The following is a 20,940-nucleotide window of genomic DNA, read 5'->3' as shown; positions in this document are numbered from 1 at the left end:
CCGGAGAGCCTACTCGAGCCGGCAGGGAGGCGATCGACGCGCCCGGTCAGCTTATGTGGCCGACTGTCCGAAGGCCGGGGGTCGCGCAGAAAGGTGGTGGTGGCAGACCCAGGTTCGTCCCACACTGTTGGATCTCCGCCCGCCCGCGGAGGATGGGCGCCATGAAGCGATTCGCCAACCGCACAGTCCTGATCACCGGTGGCACCTCCGGCATGGGCCTGGCCACCGCCCGCCGGCTGCTCGACGAGGGCGCTTACGTCGTCATCACCGGACGTGACGAATCCCGGCTGGAACGCGCGGCCGGTCACCTCGACGCCGGGCCGCGCCTGCTGACCGTCCGCGCTGACGCCGCGAACCTGGCTGACCTGGATGCGCTGATGCGCCGCATCGAGACCTGGCGCGGCAGCCTGGACGTTGTCTTCGCCAATGCGGGCACGGGCGTCTTCAAACCCAGCGCCGAGCTCACCGAAGCCGACTTCGACCACTCCGTCGACGTCAACTTCAAGGGCGTTTACTTCACGGTCCAGAAAGCGCTCCCGCTGCTGAAGGAGGGCAGCGCGGTCGTCCTGAACGCCTCATGGACGCTGTATCGCGGCCTGCCGATCGCCTCCGTCTATTCGGCGACCAAAGCCGCCGTCCACAATCTGGCGCGCACCCTCGGTTCCGAACTGGCTCCACGCGGCATCCGCGTCAACTCGATCAGCCCTGGCTATATCGACACCGAGATGTACCGCGGCGCCAATGACGATCCGGAGGCCGACGACCGCAACGCCGCACAGGTGCCCTTGGGGACCATCGGGCACGCCGCCGAAGTCGCCGCCGCCGTGGCCTTTCTGGCTTCCGACGACGCCTCCTACATCACCGGGCAGGACCTGGTGATCGACGGCGGCCTCGTCGGCTCCTTCCCCAACCGTTGATCCCGGGAGCAGGACCCGGCTCGGTTCGCGGGAGTCGGTATCTGGGCAGGGGTTCGGTCCCGTCCCGCCCCGGGTTCAGGTGCCGCGCCAGGTGGGGTGTTCTCGCCGGTGAGGCGGCGGCTCATGAGGTCGATCACGGTGATGTGGATCATGGCCGCGGAGCGGCCGGGGCGGGTTTCGTGGTCGCGGGCCGGGCGGCGGTACGGCATCAGCCGGCCGAGGGCGCGCTCGGCCACCCGGCGGCGCGGCAGCGGGGTGAACCCCCGCGGATTCGGTAGCTTACGTGTCATCTGCCCCGTTGTGGCTGGGCGGTGGGGCGGACGGCGTGATCGGTGTCCAGGGCGGCCAGGAGCCGCAGCGCGTCTGCGGACGGGCTGCCGGGGGCCGCCGAGAGCACCAGCAGTTCGAGGCCCGACTCATCCGGCAGGGCGAAGTTCTCCTGGTGCAGCTCCAGGTCTCCGACCAAGGGGTGGTGGTAGGCCTTGCGTCCGTAGGTGCGTGCGCGTACGTCGGCGCGGGCCCACAAGCGGCGGAAGCGTTCGCTGCCCATCGCCAGCTCGCCGATCAGTGAGGCCAGGCGCGGGTCGTCCGGGTATTTGCCGGCCGCCAGGCGCAGGTGCCCGACCACGTCACGGGTGCACTGGTCCCAGTCGGCGTACAGGCCGCGCCCGGTCTCCTCCAGGAAGAGGTGCCGGGCCGTGTTGAGACCCTCCACGGGGCGGCCGTACAGCAGATGGGCGAGGTGGTTGCCGGCGGCGGCGTCGAGACGGTGGTCGACGATGAGCGCGGGCGCGTCGGTGATGAGGTCAAGGACCTGCCGTAGTTCCGGGCGCAGCCGGCCGGTGGGCGACTTCGCCTTGCGGCGCCGCTGCCGGGCCAGCCGGTACAGGTGGCCGCGTTCGGTGTCGTCGAGCTCCAGGACCCGCGCGAGCGCGTCGAGTACCTGTTCCGAGGGTTGCGTGGCGCGGCCCTGCTCAAGGCGTACGTAGTAGTCGACGCTCACCCCGGACAGGTGCGCGACCTCTTCGCGCCGCAGCCCTTGCACCCGGCGGCGGCCGTCGAGCGGAATGCCCGCCCCGGCCGGGTCGACCCGGGAGCGGCGGGTGCGCAAGAAGCTCGCGAGATCGTCCATTGATCCAGTATCTCGCGGGCGCCGGCGGCGAAGGTGGTCCTGCCGTTCCTAGGAAGCCGGGTCCGGTGGAAACAGCGTCCCTGAACGGCGGCTGCCGGGAGGCGGAGGATCGTAGGCACCCGATCCTGAAGGAGTTCCGATGAAGACGCTGATCGTTTACGCCCACCCGGAGCCGAGGTCGCTCAACGGGGCGCTGAAGGACCTGGCGGTGGCCACGCTGGAGAAGGCGGGGCACGAGGTGCGGGTCAGTGACCTGTACGCGATGCGCTGGAAGGCGGTCGTGGACGCCGATGACTACGGCCGCTCCGCCTCCAGCCCGCTGAAGGTCGCCGCCGACTCGGGCCGGGCCTTCGACTCCGGGACGCTGACCGCGGACGTGCTGGCCGAGCAGGAGAAACTGCTGTGGGCCGACATGATCATTTTTCAGTTCCCGTTGTGGTGGTACACGATGCCGGCGATCCTCAAGGGCTGGGTCGACCGGGTCTTCACGTACCACTTCGCCTATGGTGTCGGCGAGCACAGCGACGTCAAGTACGGCGAGCGCTTCGGCGAGGGGACCCTGGCCGGCAGGCGGGCGCTGTTGTCGGTGACCGCAGGCGGACCGGAGTCGCACTACGCCGAGCGCGGGATCAACGGCCCGATCGATGACCTGCTGTTCCCGATCCAGCACGGCATCCTGTACTACCCGGGAATCGAGGTGCTGCCGCCGTTCGTGCTGTACGGCACCGACCGGGTCACCGACGCCGACTTCCCCGACATCGCCAAGGCCTGGGAGGAGCGGTTGCTGACCTTGGACTCGACCGAGCCGATCCCGTTCCGGCGGCAGAACTTCGGCGATTACGAGATCCCGTCGCTGCACCTGAAGGAGGGGCTGGAGCCCGCGGGCCGCTCGGGATTCAGGCTGCACGTGCGGTCCTGAGCTCTGCCTTCGCATGATCGGGGATCGGCACCGGGCGCCGTACGAGATCGGGCTGCCGGGCCGCGACGCTCGCCGCGACGACCTGGTGGACCAGGAGGTCGAGGGTCAGCTCGCAGCCCGCACAGTGCCACGACGGCGGCGGCGATCGAGCTGAGCGCCTGCTGCGAGGTGCAGAGCCGCCGTGCGGCGGCCGGGAAGCAGGTCGCCAGGTCGCTGCCGTGTTCAGGCCAGTCCGCCACACGCCCCAGGACCGACACCCGGCGGCCGGGTCGATGAGTTCGGGATGGCCGGCGGGAGAATCCGCGCGTTGGACGCTTCAGCCGCGATGCCGTGAATGCCGTGAAGGGCGCGAAGGGCGCGCTCAAGGTCTCGTCCAGCACTCCGGGCCTGGCCTGGTTCACTTCCTTGAGTTCGGCGTCGAACGGCCCGCCACGTCCTGCCGGGCAGGACGTGGCGGGCCGTTCTCCTGTGGTGTCAGCGGGTCAGCATCTCACCCCTCCCGCACCGCTCGACTTGCAGTGGTTCTCGACGATGTTCATGCCGATCTGCTCGGAGAACTTCTGCCACTGCATGCGCGCGCCGGTCACCGCCGCGTCGCCCAGCCACGTCTCCCCCCATGCTCGCACCCTGAGGTTCAGGTGGCCCTGGTCGTCCTTCTCGAAGTTGAACGCGACCACCGAGCCCGGCTCCTCGAAGTGCTTCTGGCCGGCCACGAAGTGGAAGCCGTTGCCGTCCGGGTGGTAGTGGTAGGCGTTCAGGTGCGCGTTGATCGGCGGCACCCCGATCTTCTGCGCCAGCGGCTTGGGCAGGGGCGAGGCGTCCAGGGGGATGAACTCGCCGTCCGCCGGGAACTTCGACGGCGCGTTCCTGATCGGGAAGCTGCAGTTGAAGCAGCGCCGCAGCTCCTTGATCGCCACCTCGGGGTCGACGCTCAAGGCGATCGGGCTCGGCCCCTGCGGGTACTCGGAGCTGGGCGGGTACTGCGTCCCCGGGATGTAGGTGACCTTGAACTTGTAGTCGTACAACATCGGGAACTTGACGATGCGCTTGAAGAACTGGTCGAGGGCGCGCCAGTTCGGGTCGTAGCCGGTGCCGTAGGAGTTGCCGTTGACGGGGTTCAGGTTGATCGGCGCGGGCGGCGGTGCCGCCGCCGGCTTGGAGGTGTCGAAGCTGCCGCAGCCCAGGCACTGCATCGGGGCCAGGCCCGACGGGTCGGACTGGGTCACCGGCGTGTTGTTCGCGTAGGAGTAGGCGTTGAGGTGTTCCGGGGTTTCGGGATCGAGCAGCGGGTCCACGGCCAGGAACTTGCCGCCCGCGCTGTCGTAGTCGCGAGCGCCCAGCTTGACCAGCCCGGTCGCCTCCTCGGTGACACCGCCCACGAAACCGCGGGTCGAGGGCCACTTGGCGGGCGGCGTGCCGCGCTGCTTGCCGAACGGGTCCAGGCGCCGGTGCGCGACCTGCAGGGCACCCGAGTCGATCGCGGCGACGTCGCTGCCGTTGAGGTCCTGCGACAGCCAGGTCACGCCCTTGGCCGTGCGCATGCCGATCACCTCGCCGCCGTGCTTGTAGTAGCGCGTGCCGGTCAGCTCGCCGGTGGCCTTGTTCCAGCGCACCTCCCCGCTGGAGAGGTAGAGCGTGGTGCCGGTGTTGTCCCGGTTGAGCAGCCGGTCGCCGTCGGCCTCGTAGACGTAGCTCGTTCCCGACGAGGTGGTGGCCAGCCGGTCCTCCTCGTCCCAGGTCAGGGTCTGGCTCGTGCCGGTGGGCCCGGGGCGGGCGGCCGTCGTGCCGGTCGGGTGGTAGGCGAAGGTGTCGGTCCTCGACCCGGACGGGCCGGTGGTGGTCACCGACAGCGGGGCGTGCGGACGGGGCTTGCCGGTGTCCGGGTAGGTCGACTGGCGTACGGTGTCGCGCGCGCCGTTCAGGCCGTGCTCGGTCTCGGTCTTCCTGTTGCCGATCGCGTCGTAGACGTAGCTCGTCCAGTACGGCACCGGGCCGTCGATGACCTTGCCCGCCCCGAGCAGGCAGTCGTCGGCGGTCGTGCTCCCGGCCGTCCACGCCTCGGTCAGGCGCTTGAGGTAGTCGTAGCCGAAGCACTGCCGGTCCGGCTTCTGCCCGGCCGCGTTCGTCAGCAACGACGTGACGTTGCCCTCCTCGTCGTAGCCGTAGCGCAGGTCCGACTGGGCGCCGATGGTCTTGCGCGTCTCCACGACGAGCCGCGACAGGCGGCGGGTCGCCGTGTGGTAGTCCCGCAACGTCCACGCCTCGCTGTTGACCGCGCCGCGCCGGATCATGTCCAGCTCGCCGAACTCGGTGTAGCGGGTGTAGCCCACGTAGGTGCCGTCGTCGTTGCCGACGGAGCTCAGCTTGCCGAAGTCGTCGTAGGTGTAGCGGAGCTCCTCGCCGCCGAGGTCGCCGCCGAGCTTCGGCACGCTCTCCCACAACAGGGAGCCGTCCGGGCTGTAGCTCGCCTTCGACCGGTAGCTGCCCGCCAGTCCCTGCTCGCCGGCCGGGACGGTGACCTTCTTGTCGGTGACGTTGTATCCGGCGTCGTAGGCGAGGATCTCCGTCTTGTACTCCTGGCCGCCGGCGAACCGGGAGCTGGTGGCGAGCTGGCCGCGCGCGTCGCTCACGGTGTCGTAGGTCTTCTTGGTCAGCAGCGTGCCGGTGTCGGAGTCCTTGCGGGTCTCGTACTCGCGGCCGAGCTTGTCGTACTTGTGCACGACGACCTGGCCGCGGGCGTCGGTGAGCTTGACGAGCTGGTCGGCGTCGTCGTACTCCATCGTGGAGGTGCCCTTGTCCGGGTCCTTGACCTCGACCTGGCGGCCGCGGACGTCGTAGCGGTAGGTCCACTGGTTGCCGGCCGGGTCGGTCAGGCTGGCCAGGCGGCCCGCCTTGTCGTAGGCGTACTTGGTGGTGACGCCCGGGGTCCCGGTCAGGCTGCCGAGCTGGCGCAGCTCCGTCACCTGGTCGCGCGCGTCCTTGAACGTGGCGCGCGGCGTGCCGCCCTTCGGCGGTACCACCAGGGTGTGGTCCCCGCGGTGCTCGGTCGTGGTGGTCCAGCTGGCGGACAGGGGCCGGCCCTCGCTGAAGAGCTCCGACTTGACCTCCCGTCCGGCGCCGTCGTACGTCAGCACCGTCTGCGACGGGATCTTCGCGTCGCCGGAGGTCGGCGCGAAGAGGTCACCGCCCGCCGCGGTTCCCTCGTTGTAGTACCTGCCGTTGCGCTTGACCTCCAGCCCGCGCGAGTCGTAGACGGTGTCGGTGATCACCCGGCCGGTGCGGCCGCCCTCCAGCCACGCCGGTTCCTGGGTCTGCCTCGGCCGCAGGAAGCCGTCGTAGAGGGCGTACGAGGTCTGCGTGTTCTCGTTCGCCCGCAGCGACTCGGTCGACACGTAGCTGGTGCCGTCGTTGCGGATGGTGTACGAGAAGCGCACGTTCGGGCCCTCGCCGCCGGCCTTGTCGCGGCTCGGCATCCACACCGCCGTGAGCCGGCCGAGGCCGTCGTAGGTCAGGTCGGTCCTCCGGCCGTTGACGTCCTTGGTCGAGGTCGGCTCGGCGAAGACCGGGTTCATGACGCTCTCGGTGGCGTTGCCCGCCGGGTCGGTCATGGTGACCTTCGTCGGCGGCCCGGTCGCGGGCTCGTAGGTGGTGACGTTGGTCCGCTGCAGGGCGTCGGAGACCTTCAGCGGGCGGCCGTAGGCGTCGTAGCTGGTTTCGCCGTCGAGCACGTAGACCGGCTTGCCGTCGGCGTAGTCCTTCACCTTCTCCTTCTTGGTGGCGAAGCCGGAGGTCGGCGCCGCGTTCAGCGCCCCGTCGTCGTAGTAGGTCCGCTCGTCGGAGACGGCGTCGCGCGGGAACGACGGCGGCGTGCCGCAGGCCACGCCGACGGTCGTCACCTGGCTGGGCAGGTCGAGGATCCAGCGGTCGCGGTTCTTGGCGTAGGTGGTCGTCGTGCACCGGTCGTCGCCGGCCTTGTCGACGTCGCCGAGGTCCTTGAGCTCCTTGACGTTGTGGTCCTCGTCATAGGCGTAGGAGGTCTCGGTACGGCGCACGCCGCCGGCGGCGAGCGTGGTCCGGCCGAGCGTCCTGCCGGGCTTGACCACGTACGCCTGGGCACTGCCGGCCGTGGCCGTGTGCACCCGGTACGGAAGGCTCACCGTGCCGCTGACCTCGGGGCCGTCCTTGCCGTCCAGCGTGCGTTCCTCCAGCTGGAAGCCCTGCAGGCCGTCGGAGTCCTCGTGCTTGGCGGTCGTGGAGTCCTCGACCTGGGCGTTCTTGGTGCCGCCGTCGCGGTTGAGCCGGTCGCCGTGCATGCCCCGGAAGTAGCGGAACTCCTTCTCGGTCTGCTTCACGCCCGGTTCGGACGCCGGATTGCCGGTGCGGACCTTGACCCGTTCGTAGCCGCGCCACTGCGTCCAGGAGCGGTGCTCCGGCTTCTGCAGGGGGTCGTCGTTGTAGTGCCAGGCGCCGCCGCCGGCGTACTCGTAGGAGGTCTGCTCGATCTTGCCCCCGCCGACGCGCTCGTCGGCGTTGACCACGGCGACCACGTACTTGCGGAACCAGTCGTCGACCGCCTCGCTTCCCTTCGGCGTCCAGCGGGCGGGGAAGCAACGCAGCGTGTTGGTCTCCGGCTTGAGCTGCGCCAGCCCGCTCGCCGGGCAGTCGTCGGCGGCGTAGTTGATCTCGACGCGCCCGCCGGACTCGTTGTTGACGACGTGCAGGCGGTACTTCTGCATCGGCAGCAGGCCGTCCTCGGGCGTGTTCACCCGGTTGGGCTCGGGCGTGCCGCGGAACTCCACCGGCGGCATCGCGGTGCGCGTCCCGCCCGCCAGGCCGACGTGGTTGATCTTCTGCAGCCACAGGGCGGGGTCGGAGGAGTCACCGGTGAGCGGGAAGCCCTGCTCCAGGGTCCAGGAGTCGACGGGCTCGCCGCCGATCGACGTGGTCACCTTGGCCAGCCGCTTGGTGCTCCAGAAGGTCGGCGAGACCTTACCCGCGCAGGTGGAGTCCGTGCATTCCTGGTCGTAGGGGACGTCGGGGTAGCTCTCCTTGGCGTGCTTGGTGCAGTCGGCGTCCTCCCGGCAGCGGTCGGCGGTCTCGAACGCGACCTGTGCCGTGGCCGGGGAACCGGCGCGGGAGCCGTACTCGACGCGCTCCAGCGTCCCGCCCCGAGTGTACTCGACCTTGCTCTTGGCCATGTTGAGGCCGTAGTGGTTGGTCTCCTTGGCGTAGAAGTAGGTGATGGTGTTGCCGGCGCGGTCCACGACCCGGTCGAGGTTCCAGCGCCAGGCCTGCTGGCACCAGGAGTCGCCGAAACCGGAGGTCTTGTTGCACGGCTCGCCGGCGTTGTTGCCGAACACCGGCACCGTCCAGGTCGACTGGGTGCGCGGTTCGGCGCCGAAGTGGTACTGGGTGCCGTCGGTGGTGGTGACCCGCCAGAACTGGTTGCCGTGGTCGCCGTTGTCGCCGCCGGTCAGCAACTCCACGCGGGAGCCGTCGTCGTCCTTGAGCCGCCACAGCTTGCGGTCGGGGTCGTAGAGCAGGTCGGTCGCCTTGCCGTTCAGCGCGACGGAGGCGTGGTCACCGGCCCAGCACATGTCGCCGGTGTCGCCGCTCACGCCGTCGTCGGCGCAGGCCTTGAAGCGCCACTCGACGTAGCCGGACCACAGGTCCCAGCCCTCGCCGACCCAGGAGACCTGGTTGTTCGTCGAGGCGGTACGGCCGTCCACGCTGCCCGAGGAGTAGTTCAGCGCCAGCTCCGGCACCAGGCCGCCCGGCACGGCGGGCGCCTTCAGCGGGTAGGACAGGGTGAAGCTGCCGCTGTTGCCGCCGACCTCCCACTTCATGGCCGGCGCGAGCGACGTGGCCTTGTAGTCGCCGGTCTGCCCCTCCGGCGCGGGGGCCAGGGCGTAGACCGCCTCCTCGGCCTGCACCGCCACGCGGGCGGAGACCTTGCCCGTCTTCGCGTCGTTGCGCGTGGGCACGGCCGTCTGCGTGCGGCACTCGGGCTTGTCAGGGTCGGTCAGCGTGCACGCGGGCAGCGCGACGACCCTCAGGCGCGCGCCGAAGTCGCCGCCGTACGCCTGGCGGAACCCGGAGTAGTCGAGCTCCAGGTCCAGCGCGCCCTTGTCGGACCGGCCGTCGGCCCGGCGCACGTCCAGGGCCAGCCCCTGGACGCCCGCGCGCTCGGCCGCCGCGCGCTCCCACAGGTTGACCCGCACCTTGGCGGGTGCCGCGCCGTCCCCGCCGGCGGCGACGGCGGCGACGGAGACCGGGGACTCGCCGACGCGGGCGGGCCTGGCCCCCGGCTCCGTCTCGACCACGGCGGTGACCGCGGCCGGCCACGTCACCTGCGTCTTGCCGCGCAGCCGGTTCTCCCAGGCGGCGTCGGCCGGGACGGCCGGCACCTGCAGCTTCCGGCCGGCGACGGTGGCCGCCTGGCTCAGGCGCGCGGGGTCGCCCGGCGGCCGGTCCGCGCCCGAGGCGGTGGCCGGCAGCCCCGCCACCAGGGACAGCCCGAGCGTCACGGCCAGGCCGAGCGCTCTGAAGGTCGGTAAGGGTCTCATCTCGTCCCTTCCGGGATCTCGAACGTGATGGTCAGGACAGGGGCCTGGCCCGTGGCGCCCGTGCCGTAGGCGCGGTAGGCGTACCTGTCGCGCTCGTCGGCCGCGGTCAGGCCGAAGGTCGCGGTGGGCCCGCGGCCCGCGGCCTCGGCGACCTCGCCGGTCACGTCGAAACCGATCCACCGGCCGCCGCCGCAGAACCCGCTCTCGTACGTGGTCCGGGCCGAGTACACGGCCGGCTGCGTGTTCCAGGTCGTGCTCGCGTCGACGGGGCCGGTCGAACGCAGGGACACCGCCGAGCCCGCGCAGGTCGCCGAGTGCGCGCCGAACAGGGTCAGCTCCGCGCGCAGGACCCGCGCCTTGCCCAGCCGCGAGACGTCGAACTGGAAGAACGACCTGGCGATGGCCGGCTCGGTCCAGTCCTGGAAGCCGGCTCTGGCGCGGCCGTCGGCCAGGCCGGCGCCGTTCCAGTGACCGGTGGTGGGGAACGCGCTGTAGACGCTGGTCCAGCCGGTGTCGGCGCCGCTCACGATCTCTTCCTGCCGCTGCCGCAGGGTGAACGTGCCGTCGCCGTTGTCGGTGACGCCGGGCGGCGCACTGGCCTGGCCGGGCGCGGCGAGCAGGGCGAGCGCCGCGATCGCGGCGAGCACCACGGCCAGCGCTCTTCCGAGCAGGGGACGATCGACCCTCATGGGGCCTCCTTTGTGTGAGGGACTATCTGCTGACGCGGGCGGGATCGAGGCCGAAGCCGAGCGAGCCGAGGACGTCCTGGCCTTCGCACTCCGGGTCCAGCGACTCGAACCGCTCCCTGGCGCCGCCCACCTGCACGCAGCTGAACAATTCCTTGGCGGCGGGATCGGCGGGTTTGTCGGGCCACACCCCGCCGAACCACTTGAGCAGTTCGTTGTCCTTGCCGCCGCACGCGCTGTCCTGCGACAGGAACGTGTCCGTGCCCGCCCGGCACAGGTACAGGCCCTTCAGTCCCGCCGCGCCGGTGTTCGCAATCGCGACGAGGTCGCGCTGCGCCTGGTAACCGGCGGGCAGGTTGCCGATGTCGCTGCGCCGGTCGGCCGGGCCGTCGGTCTGCGCGTGACGGGTCAGCAGCGTGTACGGCAGCAGGTAGCCGAGCTCCCCGGCGGGGGCCGCGTCCACGATCTGGCCCTCGCAGTCGGAGGTGGTCGAGTCGAAGTGCTCCTGCCAGCCCTCGCGGACCCGGCACCGGATCAGCTTCCTCGTGGTGATCCCCTCCGGCGGGGTGGTGTAGGCCAGGCCGAGCGCGCCGAGGGACTTGTGGCCCTCGCAGCCGGGGTCCTTGCTGGTGAACGCCTGGACGCCGCCCGAGGTGGCCGGGGCGACGCAGCCGTAGAGCAGATGCGTGCCCGGAGTGCCGGCGGGGGCGTAGAAGCCGAGCGTGCCCTCCTTGCGGTACTCCACCGGCATCGGCCCGTTGCCGCCCCGGTGGTCACCGCGGTGGTCGATGTAGCGGCCGTGCGCGGGCAGCCGGGTGCGGTCGGGCACCGGCGAGCGGTACTCCGCCTGGATGTCGGCGGCGGTGCGCACCCCGCTGTGCACGCGGACCTCGTCGATCGCGCCCAGCCACGGGTCGAGGACGCGGCCCTGGAACAGGTCGCGCCCGATCTGCAGGTTGCCGCCGGCGTTCCACTTCTGCGCCGGCAGCGGCGTGGCCGCCCCGCTCTGCGCGCCGTTGACGTAGATGCGCAGCTCCGGCACCGACTCGTCATAGACGCCCGCGACATGGGTCCACTGGCCCTCGACCGGCGCCACCGACGCCATGGCCCGGTACCAGACCGGCGTGGCGTTGTCGGCGTCCGGCACCATGAAGCTCCACGTGGGGCCCTTCTCGCCCTCCAGCCAGCGGTACTGCAGGTAGAAGCCGCTCAGGTAGGTGCCCGACTGCGCGGCTATGGTCCGCGAGCCGACGGCCTGCTTCTCCGGCCGCACCCAGGCCGACACCGTGAAGCTGTCGTCGGTCCGGACGACCGGGCCCTCGGCGATCGCGTGGTCGGTGCCCTCGTAGGTGCTGTCCAGCCGGAAGCCGGTCGTGCCGTTGCGGCCCGCCGTCCAGTTCTGCGCCGGCAGGGTCGCGGCGCGCGGGTTGCCGGTCGCGTCGTGGGTCCTGGTGCCCGTGCCCTCGTCGAAGGCGAACACCGCCTCCTGCAGCGGGGTCCAGGCCAGCTCGTCCAGCTCGGAGGGGCCGTTGGCGGGACGCAGGTCGGACAGCGCCCGGTCGTACACCTTGACCTCGTCGATCGTGCCGGGCCAGTAGTCGCCGATCTGGCGTGCCCACTTGCCGCGGCCGATCAGCAGGGTGTTCGGCGAGTCGCTGGTCCAGTTGCCGTCGTGCGCGGACTGGCCGGCGAGCACGCCGTTGACGTAGAGGAAGATCTTCCGCTGCGCGCGGTCGTACACGCCGCTCAGGTGCGTCCACACGCCGACCCGGGGCAGGAAGCGGTCGTCGGTCGCGACGGCCGAGTCGATCCTGGGCGCGCTGGAGTCCTCCGACATCATGGAGAACGCCCACCGCCTGGTGCTCTCGCCCTTGTACTGCAGCGCGAACCGGCTGACGCTGTCGCCGTCCTGGGAGACGGCGGTCTTCCACAACGATCCCGGGTCGGCGTCCAGCCGCACCCAGGCGCTGACGGTGAAGCTGCTGGTGGTGTCGAGGACGGGGCCGTCGCGGGTGGTCACGAACGAGTCGGCGCTGCCCCGGAGGGCCAGGGCACTGCCGGACCTGCCCTTGGTCCAGGCGGCCTTGCCGGCGGGGAACGAGCCCGGATGGGTGCCGGTCGAGTCCCTGGCCTCGGTGTCCAGGTGCCGGCCTTCGAGTTTCCAGTGGCTGACCGGCGGTGTGGGCCCGTTGACCCGGATCTCGTACTTGCGCACGTTGCTCAGGTCGGGCCGCAGCTCGTTGTCCTGCCCGATGTTGCCGGCCTTGTCCTCGATGGTGACGTCGAGCCTGATCGGGTCGGCGGTGACCGGCGCGATGTCCACGGTGGCCGAGCCGTTCACGGCCGGCACGAACTGCCAGCCCTGCCCGCTGACGCGGTAGCGGAATCCGGCCGCGTCCCCGAGGTTGTCCGCGTCGAAGAAGAAGCGGCCCGACTTGCCCGGGGCGCCGCTCGACTCGCCCTCGGGGTAGTCGGGCGAGAACACCGTGGGTTTGCGGTCGGGCGGCGTCGTGTCGACCGTGATGTCACACCAGCTCCCCCAGCCCGACTCCGCCCCGTACGGGTCCCTCGCCTTGACCCGCCACGCGATCGTGTCGCCGTTGGCGTACAGGTCGCCCGGTAACGTCACCTGGAACTCCGAGCCGGACTCGTACTCGCCGACCACGAACTCGCGCAGGGGACCGGCGCCGCCAGGGCGCCAGACCTCGAACACGGCCGACAGGCGCCCGCCGTCGGGGTCGTTCAGCCGAGCCTTCAGCGTCGGCCGGTTCGTCGTGATGTACGGCTGGTCCGGGACGTGGAAGCAGCCGGGCTTCGGCGACGCGGTCTGGTCGGTGGGCGTCTGCGGGTACTGGTTGAACCGGATGATCAGCTTCGGGTGCTGGCCCTGGGAGGTGGTGTCCCACTTGCGCCAGCCGTACTTGTCGCCCTCGGGGCCGGTGAGCCGGAAGGTGACGTATTCGGTCCTGGCGACGTGGTTCGACCAGGACACGTCGGATCCGACGTCCCAGCCGACCCACCGGGGGGCGCAACCCGTCCGCCCGAAACCGTCCTCCCAGCGCTCCTGGACGTGCCCGACGCCGGGCTGGTTGTTCCAGGTCGTCCCGCTCCAGACGCCCTCGGAGTGCGCCAGCCAGTAGGTGCTCTTGGCGCAGGTCGAGGAGTAGCCGCCGAGAATGTTCAGCTCGGCGCCCAGCACGTGCTTGTCCCGCATGGAGCGCAGGTCGAAGTGGTAGAACGAGCGGACGGTGACCGGCGGCCAGTCCCAGTCCCCCGAGTAGCCGGCGCGGGCGCGCCTGTCGTCGCCCATGTTGGCGCCGTTCCAGTAGGAGTCGTTCGGGAACTCCTTGTACACCGACGTCCAGCCGAACTGGCCGACCGGCCACCACTGCTCGGCGATCCGGATCGGGAACCCGGCCTCCGGGTCGTCCAGGATCTTCGGGTCGGGCGTGATCGTGATCTCGTCGCCGTCGCCCCCGATCGTGGAGTGGCCGCGGCGGGACCCAGGACCGCCCGACGGCGCCGAGTCCTGCACGACCGACGTCGGCGACTGGAAGATCTCCTTGCCCTTGCCGGTGACGGCCTTGCGCACGCCCTTGTCGGTCCTCACCGTCAGGCCGTCGGCCTTGAGCCGGATCTCCCGCACCGCGGGATCGCGCGCCGCCTCGCGGTTCTTGACGATCAGCGCGTAGCCGAAGCCCTGCGTGAACGTCTCCATCTGCAGGTCCACGCCGGGCAGGACCTCGGCGTAGACGGCCCTGTCGCCGTCGAGCTTCGGCGCGGGCAGCTCGGCGGGCCAGTGGAGCACGAGCCGGTCGTCGCCGCCGAACTCCGCCAGCGGCGCGGTGCCGCCGCCGGAATAGACGGTCGGGGTGACGGTGGCGGCGGGCCCGACCCGGCCGTCCTGCAGCACCCGGACCGTCGTGTCCACGTCGGCCCAGCCCTCGCCACGCCGGACGCGGACCGGCTCCGGCGACTGCTCCATCGAGTAGGAGCCGTCGGGCTGGGCGAAGACCTGGCTGCGCTCCGTCCGCTGCGACAGCACCTCGGCCTGCCGCCCCGTGGCCCTGGCCTGCTGCTCGGGGGTCGGCGCCGCGGCCTGCGCCGCGGCCTGCGAGATCATCAGGTTCGGCAATAAGATCAACAGCGCTGAAACGCCGGCGAGGAGAGCTCGCACGTTCGCCCCCGAAAGTGAAGTGGCCCGACATGGCGCAGGCCGACGAGACGCACATCACCGCCGTGCACACCGGGAGCCTGAACGTGATCCATAGTTCGTGATCTTCGACCGACGAGGAAGACAGGGAACAGCCAATCTGCCGGAGGATTCGTGCCAACGGCTCCGTTCCGGGCGCGCCCAGCAGAGGACGGCGGCCACGCAGCCGTTCCCCGGCGCGGCCGGCCCGTGGCCGACCGACGACACCAGCGCCGCCTCCAGCAGCGCCGTCCGGCGCGGGCCGGGCCGCTCGCCGCGCAGCATGAGCCAGATCAGCTCGGCGAGGCCGATCCGCCCGACGAGGTCCTGGACGGGCCGCCCGCGCAGCTCGACGACGCGGGGAGCGCCTGCTCGGCCCGCTCGTTCACGACACGGCCTCGAACTCGTCGTTGTGCTGCCCGAGCAGCGGGGCGGCGCCGCGGGGGCGCAGGGCGGCGCCGTCGACGAGCACGCCGTTGCCGGTGACGGCCACCGGTCGCCCGCCGGATCCGGCGAACGGCACCTCGGTCAGGAAGCCGCGGTGGCGTACCTGGTCGAGGGCGAGTGCTTGGGGGACGGTGAGGACGCGGGCGGCGGGCACGCCTTCGCGGGAGAGCGTCTCCTCCCACTCCAGGGCGGTCCTGGCCCGCAGCGCCTGGTTGAGCTCCCGGTTGAGGGCCTGCCTGTGGGTCTTGCGCGTTTCCCGCTCGGCGAAGCGCGGGTCGGCGGGCAGGTCGGGCCGCCCGATGAGCCGGCACAGCGTCTCGAACTGGGCCTGCTGGTTGGCGGCGATGTTGAGCGGCCCGTCGGCGGCCTCGAACGTGCCGGACGGGGCGGCGGTGGCGTTCTGGTCCCCCATCGGCTCCGGCTCGACCCCGCTGACCAGGTAGTTGGAGACGGTCCAGCCCATCGCGGAGATCGCGGCCTCCAGCATGGACAGGTCCAGGAAGCAGCCGCGCCCGGTGCGGTGCCGTCCGGCCAGCGCGGCGGAGACCGCCAGGGCGGCCATCAGCCCGCCGACGGTGTCGCAGACGGGGAAGCCCACCCGCAGCGGGGCCGTGTCGGGGGTGCCGGTGACGCTCATCATGCCGGACAACCCCTGGACGACCTGGTCGTAGGCGGGGGCGCCGCTCATCGGGCCGCTCTGCCCGAAGCCGGAGATCGCGCAGTACACCAGAGCGGGGTTCAGCTCGCGCAGGCGGTCCCAGCCGTAGCCGAGCCTGGCCATCACCCCGGCCCTGAAGTTCTCCAGCAGGACGTCGGCCTCCGCGACCATCGTCTCGAAGGCGGCCCGCCCGTCCGGGCTTTTCAGGTCGAGCTCGACGGACTTCTTGCCGGCGTTCTGGGCCAGGAAGGAGGCGCCCAGGAGCTCGCGGTTGAGGCCGGGGTCCGGCCCGAGCTGCCGGGCGAGGTCGCCGGTGCCGGGCCGCTCCACCTTGACCACCTCGGCGCCGAACAGCATCAGCTGGTAACTGCAGTACGGCCCGGCCAGCACGTTGGTCAGGTCCACGACCTTGACGCCGTCCAGTGGCAACTGCTGACGGTGCATTCACGCTCCATAGAGTCAGGCCAGAGGGTGGCCGAAACCGCGCTCCGACATTCGCTTGGCCGCCTCACGCAGATCCGCGACGAACTCCTCGACCCGGTCGCCGGTGAAGCGGACCGTGGGGCCGCTCAGCGTCAGCGCGGCCACGGTCGCCCGCGAGCCGCCCAGGACCGGGACGGCGACCGCCGACAGGCCGGGCTCCCGTTCGCCGTGGCTGACCGCGAACCCGTCGGCCGCGGCCTGGGCGATCCATTCCCGCAACGTCGCCAGGTGGGCCTCGCCGTGGGGGGAGGAGCGGGCCACCCGGGCGAGCAGCCGCTCCGGCGCGTCCTTGAGCAGGATCTTGGAGGAGGCGCCGGCCCACAGGGGCAGCTCGTCGCCGACCCGCACCACGTGGCGCAGCGGCTGCGGGCTCTCCTGCTGGGCGATGCAGATGCGGCGGGTGTCGCGCAGCACGTAGAGGTTGACGGTCTCGCGGTGCCTGGCGCCCAGTTCCCGCATGAGCTGGACGGTCTCGGGCGGCAGCTCCCACGCCGAGCGGGCCAGGTGGGCCCAGCGCCACAGCGCGGGCCCGGCCGTGTAGCCCTTGGGCGTGGCCCACAGCAGCCCCATGTGCTCCAGAGTCTGCAGCAGGCGCAGGGCCGTGGTCTTGGCCAGGCCGGTCTCCTCGGCGACCTCGCGGATGGTCAGCGTCCGCCGGTCCTCGGTGAGCAGCGAGAGGATGTCGAACGCGCGCTGGACGCTGCGCACCCCCACGCTCTCCCCCGTGTCCGCAGGAATGTTCGGAGGCACGGATCCTCACAAGTGGCTTGAAGGTGAACCTGCTGCCCGCCCTCTCACGTGGTCCGTACGCTAACACCGAGTCCGCTTGGCGGTCCATACGCTCCATCAAGCGGAATACGCGACCTCCTGCCAGGACCTTTGCCACGCTCATCCGGCCCGGCCGGCGACGTGCGCGGTGTCACGGGCTGATCACCGCGACGTCGGGCGTACGGAGCGGGAAGCGTTCCAGCACCAGCGGGTCATGGCCGGCGACCACGAGCCCGGGGTCGCCGGCCAGCTCCCTGACGCGGTCGAACGCGCCGTACACGCCGGGCATGCTGTGCAGGATCGGGAAGGGACGGTCGCCCTCGATGTTCTCGTAGAAGTGGGCGGCGTCCGAGGCCAGCACCACCCGGCCGCGGGCCGTCCCGACCCGCACCACCTGCATGCCCGCCGTGTGCCCGCCCACCAGGTGCACGCTCAGGCCCGGCACCACGGAGGCGTCCCCGTCCACCACCAGGACCCGGCCGCCCTCGCGGGCCTCGCGCAGGCGGGCGAGGTCGTGGTCGTCGAGCAGCCAGCGCTCGCGGGAGATGCGCTCCGCCCACGGGCCCGTCCAGTAGTCGAGCTCGGCCCGCTGCACCACGTAGCGGGCCCGGGGGAACTCGTGCGCGGTGCCGGTGTGGTCGTAGTGCAGGTGGGTCAGCACCACGTGATCGACCGATTCCGCGCTCACCCCCAGCTCGGCCAGGGCCTCCACGGGCGAGCAGCGGTAGTCCAGGCCCGCCACCCGCGCGGCCCGCCCGGGGGCGATGCCGGTGTCGACGACGACGGTGTGCTCGTCCGAGCGGGCCAGCCAGACGTAGTACGCGGTCGGATGGGAGCCGTCGCCGCCGGGCTCGTAGCCGTGGAAGTGCTCGCCGCGGCGGGCGTCCCGCCGCGCGTAGCGGACGGCGAGCACCTGGAAGCCGCTCACGCCATCGTCCGCCGGGCGGGCCGGAGCCCGAGCCGGCCGGTCGGCACCTGGTACGTCTCCCGCCCGGTGGCGACGGCGGCCACGTTGACCAGGCACACCACGGCGGTGATGACCGAGACGCCGAGCCAGCTCCCCGGGCCGGTCCCGGCCACGGCGGTGGCCACGGTGGGCGCGAACCCGGCGATGGCGAAGCCGACCTGGGTGCCGATCGCCATGCCGGACAGCCGGACCCGGGTGGTGAACATCTCCCCGTAGAAGGAGGGCCACACGGCGCTGGTGGCGCTGTGCACGACGCCGAACATCAGGATGCCCAGGATGAAGATCAGCGCGTAGCTGCCGATGGAGATCGACCACAGGTAGGCGAACATCAGCACCGCGCACCCGAGCGAGCCGGCGATGAACACCGGCTTGCGGCCGATCCGGTCCGACAGCCTGCCCCACAGCGGGATGGAGATCACCGCGGCGACGTTGGCCAGCACGCCCACCCACAACATCGGCGAGCGCTCCAGGTGCATGGTGTTGACCGCGTACGACAGGGCGTACACGGTGAAGATCGTGCTCACCGAGGCGATGACGGCGGCGACGACCACGCGCAGCACGTCCCGCCAGTGCTCGCGGAAGAGCACGGCGAGCGGCATGCGCGCCACGGTGTTGGTGGCGACCTCCTGCTCGAAGGCCGGCGTCTCCTCCAGCGTGCGCCGGATGACCAGCCCGGCCACGGCCACCACGATGCTCGCCCAGAACGGCACCCGCCAGCCCCAGCTCAGGAGCTGCTCCTCGGGCAGCGCGGCGATCGGCAGGAAGACCGCGGTGGCGATGATCTGGCCGGCCTGGGTGCCGTTGAGGGTGAAGCTGGTGTAGTAGGCGCGCCGGTCCTCGGGGGCGTGCTCCAGCGTCATGGAGTTCGCGCCCGCCTGCTCGCCCGAGACGGAGAACCCCTGCAGCAGCCGGAGCAGCACCAGCAGGATCGGCGCCAGCACCCCGGCCTGGTCGTAGGCGGGCAGGCAGCCGACCAGGAACGTCGAGCCGCCCATCAGCACCAGCGTGGTGACCAGCACCCGCTTGCGGCCGAACTTGTCGCCGACGTGGCCGAGCACGAACGCGCCGACGGGCCGGGCCAGGTAACCGACGCCGAACGTGGCCAGCGCCAGCAGCGTTCCCGTGGCGGGCGACGAGGCGGGGAAGAAGATCTTGTTGAAGACCAGCGCGGCGGCTGTGCCGTAGATGAAGAAGTCGTAGTACTCCAGCGCGCTGCCGATCCAGGCGGCGACAGCGGCTTTGCGGGGTCTACCCTGCACCGTCACGGGACTCTCCTCACACTGCGATCGGGGAAGGGCGCAGTGTGAGGAAACTAACTCACCAGTTCGTACATTACAAGAGTGCCGGTACGGACCGCGGGCCGGAGATCACCCGCTCGTCCGGTGACCTTCCGCGTGCTGCACCGCGAGCCGGATGGGGGCGTTGCCCGCCCCGTAGCCCTGGTAGCCGCCGACGCGCTGGACGAGCTCGAAGAAGACCCGGCCCACGGTGACGGTGTAGCAGTGCAGGAACTCCCCGTGCTCGTCCCGGTCGTACAGGACGCCGAGCCGGCGCAGCTCGGGATCGACCTCGTGGCGGGCCTCCAGGTCGTCGTAGTAGTTGTCCGGGATGGGCAGCAGCAGGCGGGGGTGCTCGCTTCGCAGCCGGCGGGCGGCGGCCACGACGTCGGCGCAGGCCAGCGCGACGTGCTGCCAGGCGATGCCGGCCGAGCCGACCTGGGCCAGGTTGAGCACCATGCGGACCGAGCCGTCGTCGTTGGACATGGCGCGGCTGCGCAGCAGGCCGTAGGGGTCGGGCAGCTCCAGGCTCTCCTGCGGGCGCAGCCCGAGCACGCTGCGGTAGAACAGCGCCGCCTCGTCGAAGTAGTGCCACGGCTGGGCGAGGGCCACGTGGTCGACACCGGTGACAAGGCGAGGCACGGGTCGGGGCACGGGCTCGGGCACGGACTCCGGGTCGGGCACGGGTTCGGCGGGGGCGAAGTCGGCGAGCCAGGCGTCGTCGCAGAAGAAGATCTCGGTCCCGTCCGGTGCGGCCACCGCCTCCAGCTTGACCTCCTCCGGAGCGCGCTCGCGGGGCAGCACCGGCGCGAGCAGCGACTCCGCGTGCCTGGCCGCACCGGCGGGATCGGGGCCGTCCAGGCCGATGGCGATGAGCGCGGGCTCGGTGCCGGTGGCGTTGAGCAGCAGCCGCGCCCCGCCCTGCGCCCACAGCTCGACCGGCTTGGTGGGATGCGTCCCCGCACGCGCGAAGCCCAGCACGGACAGCACCTCGCCCAGCTCACCCCCGTCGGCCAGCTCCACAAAGGCGAACCCCGTGGGCGCAGGGGGCGCGGCAGGAGCGGCAGGCGCGGGCGGCGCGCCGGGTCCGGCGGACACCGCCGGCCGGGCGGCGCTGCCCAGCCTCTGCTCCAGCGCGATGAGCGAGCGCATGCCGTCCAGCGCGGTGCGCTCCGCCGACGCCTGGCGGAAGACGTCGTTGAACACCTCCAGCGACAGCGGCCCCGCGTACCCGGTGCGCAGCACGCTGGCGGTCAGCCCCGCCAGGTCGAAGTTCCCCTGCCCGGGGAAGCAGCGGTAGTGGCGGCTCCACTGCAGCACGTCCATGGCCAGCAGCGGCGCGTCGGCGAGCTGCAGGAAGAAGATCTTCTCGCCCGGGACGGCCTCGATGCCGATCGGGTCGGAGCCGCGCGAGAGGATGTGGAAGCTGTCCAGGCAGGTGCCCAGGTTCGCGTGGCCGGCCATGCGGACGACGCGCCAGGCGTGCAGGTACTCGTTGACGTGCCGGCCCCAGGCCAGCGCCTCGTAGGCGACGCGGACGCCGTGCTCGGCGGCCCGCTCGGCCAGCAGCCCGAGCTGCTCGGCGGCCAGCTCGTCGTCGCCGATCGCGGCCGGGGAGACGTTCGAGCAGACCAGCAGCAGGTCCGCGCCGAGCCGCTCCATCACCTGGAACTTGCGCTCGGCGCGGCGCAGGTTGCGTGCCAGCAGCTCGGCGGGCACCGCCTCGAAGTCGCGGAAGGGCTGGTAGAGGTCGATGCCGAGCCCCAGGTCCGCGGCTCTGGCGCGGATCTCCTCCGGGGAGAGCGGGCAGGCCAGCAGGTCGTTCTCGAAGATCTCCACCCCGTCGAACCCGGCGGCGGCGATCGCCTCCAGCTTCTCGGGAAGGGTGCCGCTCACCGACACGGTGGCGATGGACTTGCGCACGGTTC

General features: G+C 71.5%; 11 protein-coding genes. 2 read left to right on the top strand and 9 right to left on the bottom strand.

What is annotated here, in order from left to right; genetic code table 11:
* The first annotated feature begins 161 nt into the window (after nucleotides 1–161).
* On the top strand, nucleotides 162–917 hold the full coding sequence (locus tag AB0H75_RS44305; protein WP_367806935.1) for an SDR family NAD(P)-dependent oxidoreductase: 756 nt from the start codon (nucleotides 162–164) through the stop codon (nucleotides 915–917).
* Nucleotides 918–1,203: 286 nt separating this feature from the next.
* Here the strand turns inward: AB0H75_RS44305 and AB0H75_RS44300 are convergent, their stop codons facing one another.
* On the bottom strand, nucleotides 1,204–2,049 hold the full coding sequence (locus AB0H75_RS44300) for a helix-turn-helix transcriptional regulator (protein WP_367806933.1): 846 nt from the start codon (nucleotides 2,047–2,049) through the stop codon (nucleotides 1,204–1,206).
* A gap of 139 nt (nucleotides 2,050–2,188) precedes the next feature.
* On the opposite strand from AB0H75_RS44300, the gene AB0H75_RS44295 reads away from it, so the two are divergent.
* Nucleotides 2,189–2,968 (top strand): NAD(P)H-dependent oxidoreductase, encoded by a 780-nt coding sequence (locus tag AB0H75_RS44295; RefSeq protein ID WP_367806931.1) that lies wholly within the window; start codon nucleotides 2,189–2,191, stop codon nucleotides 2,966–2,968.
* Nucleotides 2,969–3,450: 482 nt separating this feature from the next.
* Here AB0H75_RS44295 and AB0H75_RS44290 read toward each other — a convergent pair whose 3' ends face one another.
* From AB0H75_RS44290 to AB0H75_RS44255, 8 genes are all read right to left on the bottom strand, one after another.
* Nucleotides 3,451–9,534, bottom strand: a complete 6,084-nt coding sequence (locus tag AB0H75_RS44290) for an RHS repeat domain-containing protein (RefSeq protein WP_367806929.1) — start codon at nucleotides 9,532–9,534, stop codon at nucleotides 3,451–3,453.
* Nucleotides 9,531–10,223, bottom strand: coding sequence for a DNRLRE domain-containing protein (locus AB0H75_RS44285; RefSeq protein ID WP_367806927.1), 693 nt, complete (start codon nucleotides 10,221–10,223; stop codon nucleotides 9,531–9,533). Before AB0H75_RS44285 ends, AB0H75_RS44290 begins: the two co-directional genes overlap by 4 nt.
* 22 nt (nucleotides 10,224–10,245) lie before the next feature.
* Nucleotides 10,246–14,343 carry a LamG-like jellyroll fold domain-containing protein gene (locus AB0H75_RS44280; protein WP_367806925.1) on the bottom strand — a complete coding sequence of 1,366 codons (4,098 nt, stop codon included), beginning with the start codon at nucleotides 14,341–14,343 and terminating at the stop codon, nucleotides 10,246–10,248.
* A gap of 454 nt (nucleotides 14,344–14,797) precedes the next feature.
* On the bottom strand, nucleotides 14,798–15,961 hold the full coding sequence (locus tag AB0H75_RS44275; RefSeq protein WP_367806923.1) for a CaiB/BaiF CoA transferase family protein: 1,164 nt from the start codon (nucleotides 15,959–15,961) through the stop codon (nucleotides 14,798–14,800).
* A 15-nt stretch (nucleotides 15,962–15,976) separates the two neighbouring features.
* Entirely contained in the window at nucleotides 15,977–16,708 is a 732-nt protein-coding gene (locus AB0H75_RS44270) for an IclR family transcriptional regulator (protein ID WP_367806921.1), read from the bottom strand.
* Nucleotides 16,709–16,919: 211 nt separating this feature from the next.
* Nucleotides 16,920–17,696, bottom strand: coding sequence for an N-acyl homoserine lactonase family protein (locus AB0H75_RS44265; protein WP_367806919.1), 777 nt, complete (start codon nucleotides 17,694–17,696; stop codon nucleotides 16,920–16,922).
* The gene (locus AB0H75_RS44260; protein WP_367806917.1) at nucleotides 17,693–19,000 is read right to left on the bottom strand and encodes an MFS transporter; all 1,308 of its coding nucleotides are present in this window, start codon (nucleotides 18,998–19,000) and stop codon (nucleotides 17,693–17,695) included. Before AB0H75_RS44260 ends, AB0H75_RS44265 begins: the two co-directional genes overlap by 4 nt.
* Nucleotides 19,001–19,102: 102 nt before the next feature.
* A complete protein-coding gene (locus AB0H75_RS44255; RefSeq protein ID WP_367806915.1) occupies nucleotides 19,103–20,935 on the bottom strand; it encodes a bifunctional sugar phosphate isomerase/epimerase/4-hydroxyphenylpyruvate dioxygenase family protein in 1,833 nt (610 codons plus the stop codon).
* Nucleotides 20,936–20,940 lie beyond the last annotated feature (5 nt).

Origin of the sequence: Nonomuraea sp. NPDC050783, from assembly GCF_040802095.1 — a bacterium.
Classification (GTDB): Bacteria; Actinomycetota; Actinomycetes; order Streptosporangiales; family Streptosporangiaceae; genus Nonomuraea.
The sequence above is the reverse complement of the archived record's forward strand: the minus strand, read 5'-3'. Positions and strand labels throughout refer to the sequence as shown.

Excerpts from the sequence above, each read along its gene's own strand:
- AB0H75_RS44305 (WP_367806935.1), top strand. The coding sequence starts at position 162 with ATGAAGCGATTCGCCAACCGCACAGTCCTGATCACCGGTGGCACCTCC.
- AB0H75_RS44300 (WP_367806933.1), bottom strand. The coding sequence starts at position 2,049 with ATGGACGATCTCGCGAGCTTCTTGCGCACCCGCCGCTCCCGGGTCGAC.
- AB0H75_RS44295 (WP_367806931.1), top strand. The coding sequence starts at position 2,189 with ATGAAGACGCTGATCGTTTACGCCCACCCGGAGCCGAGGTCGCTCAAC.
- AB0H75_RS44290 (WP_367806929.1), bottom strand. The coding sequence starts at position 9,534 with ATGAGACCCTTACCGACCTTCAGAGCGCTCGGCCTGGCCGTGACGCTC.
- AB0H75_RS44285 (WP_367806927.1), bottom strand. The coding sequence starts at position 10,223 with ATGAGGGTCGATCGTCCCCTGCTCGGAAGAGCGCTGGCCGTGGTGCTC.
- AB0H75_RS44280 (WP_367806925.1), bottom strand. The coding sequence starts at position 14,343 with ATGATCTCGCAGGCCGCGGCGCAGGCCGCGGCGCCGACCCCCGAGCAG.
- AB0H75_RS44275 (WP_367806923.1), bottom strand. The coding sequence starts at position 15,961 with ATGCACCGTCAGCAGTTGCCACTGGACGGCGTCAAGGTCGTGGACCTG.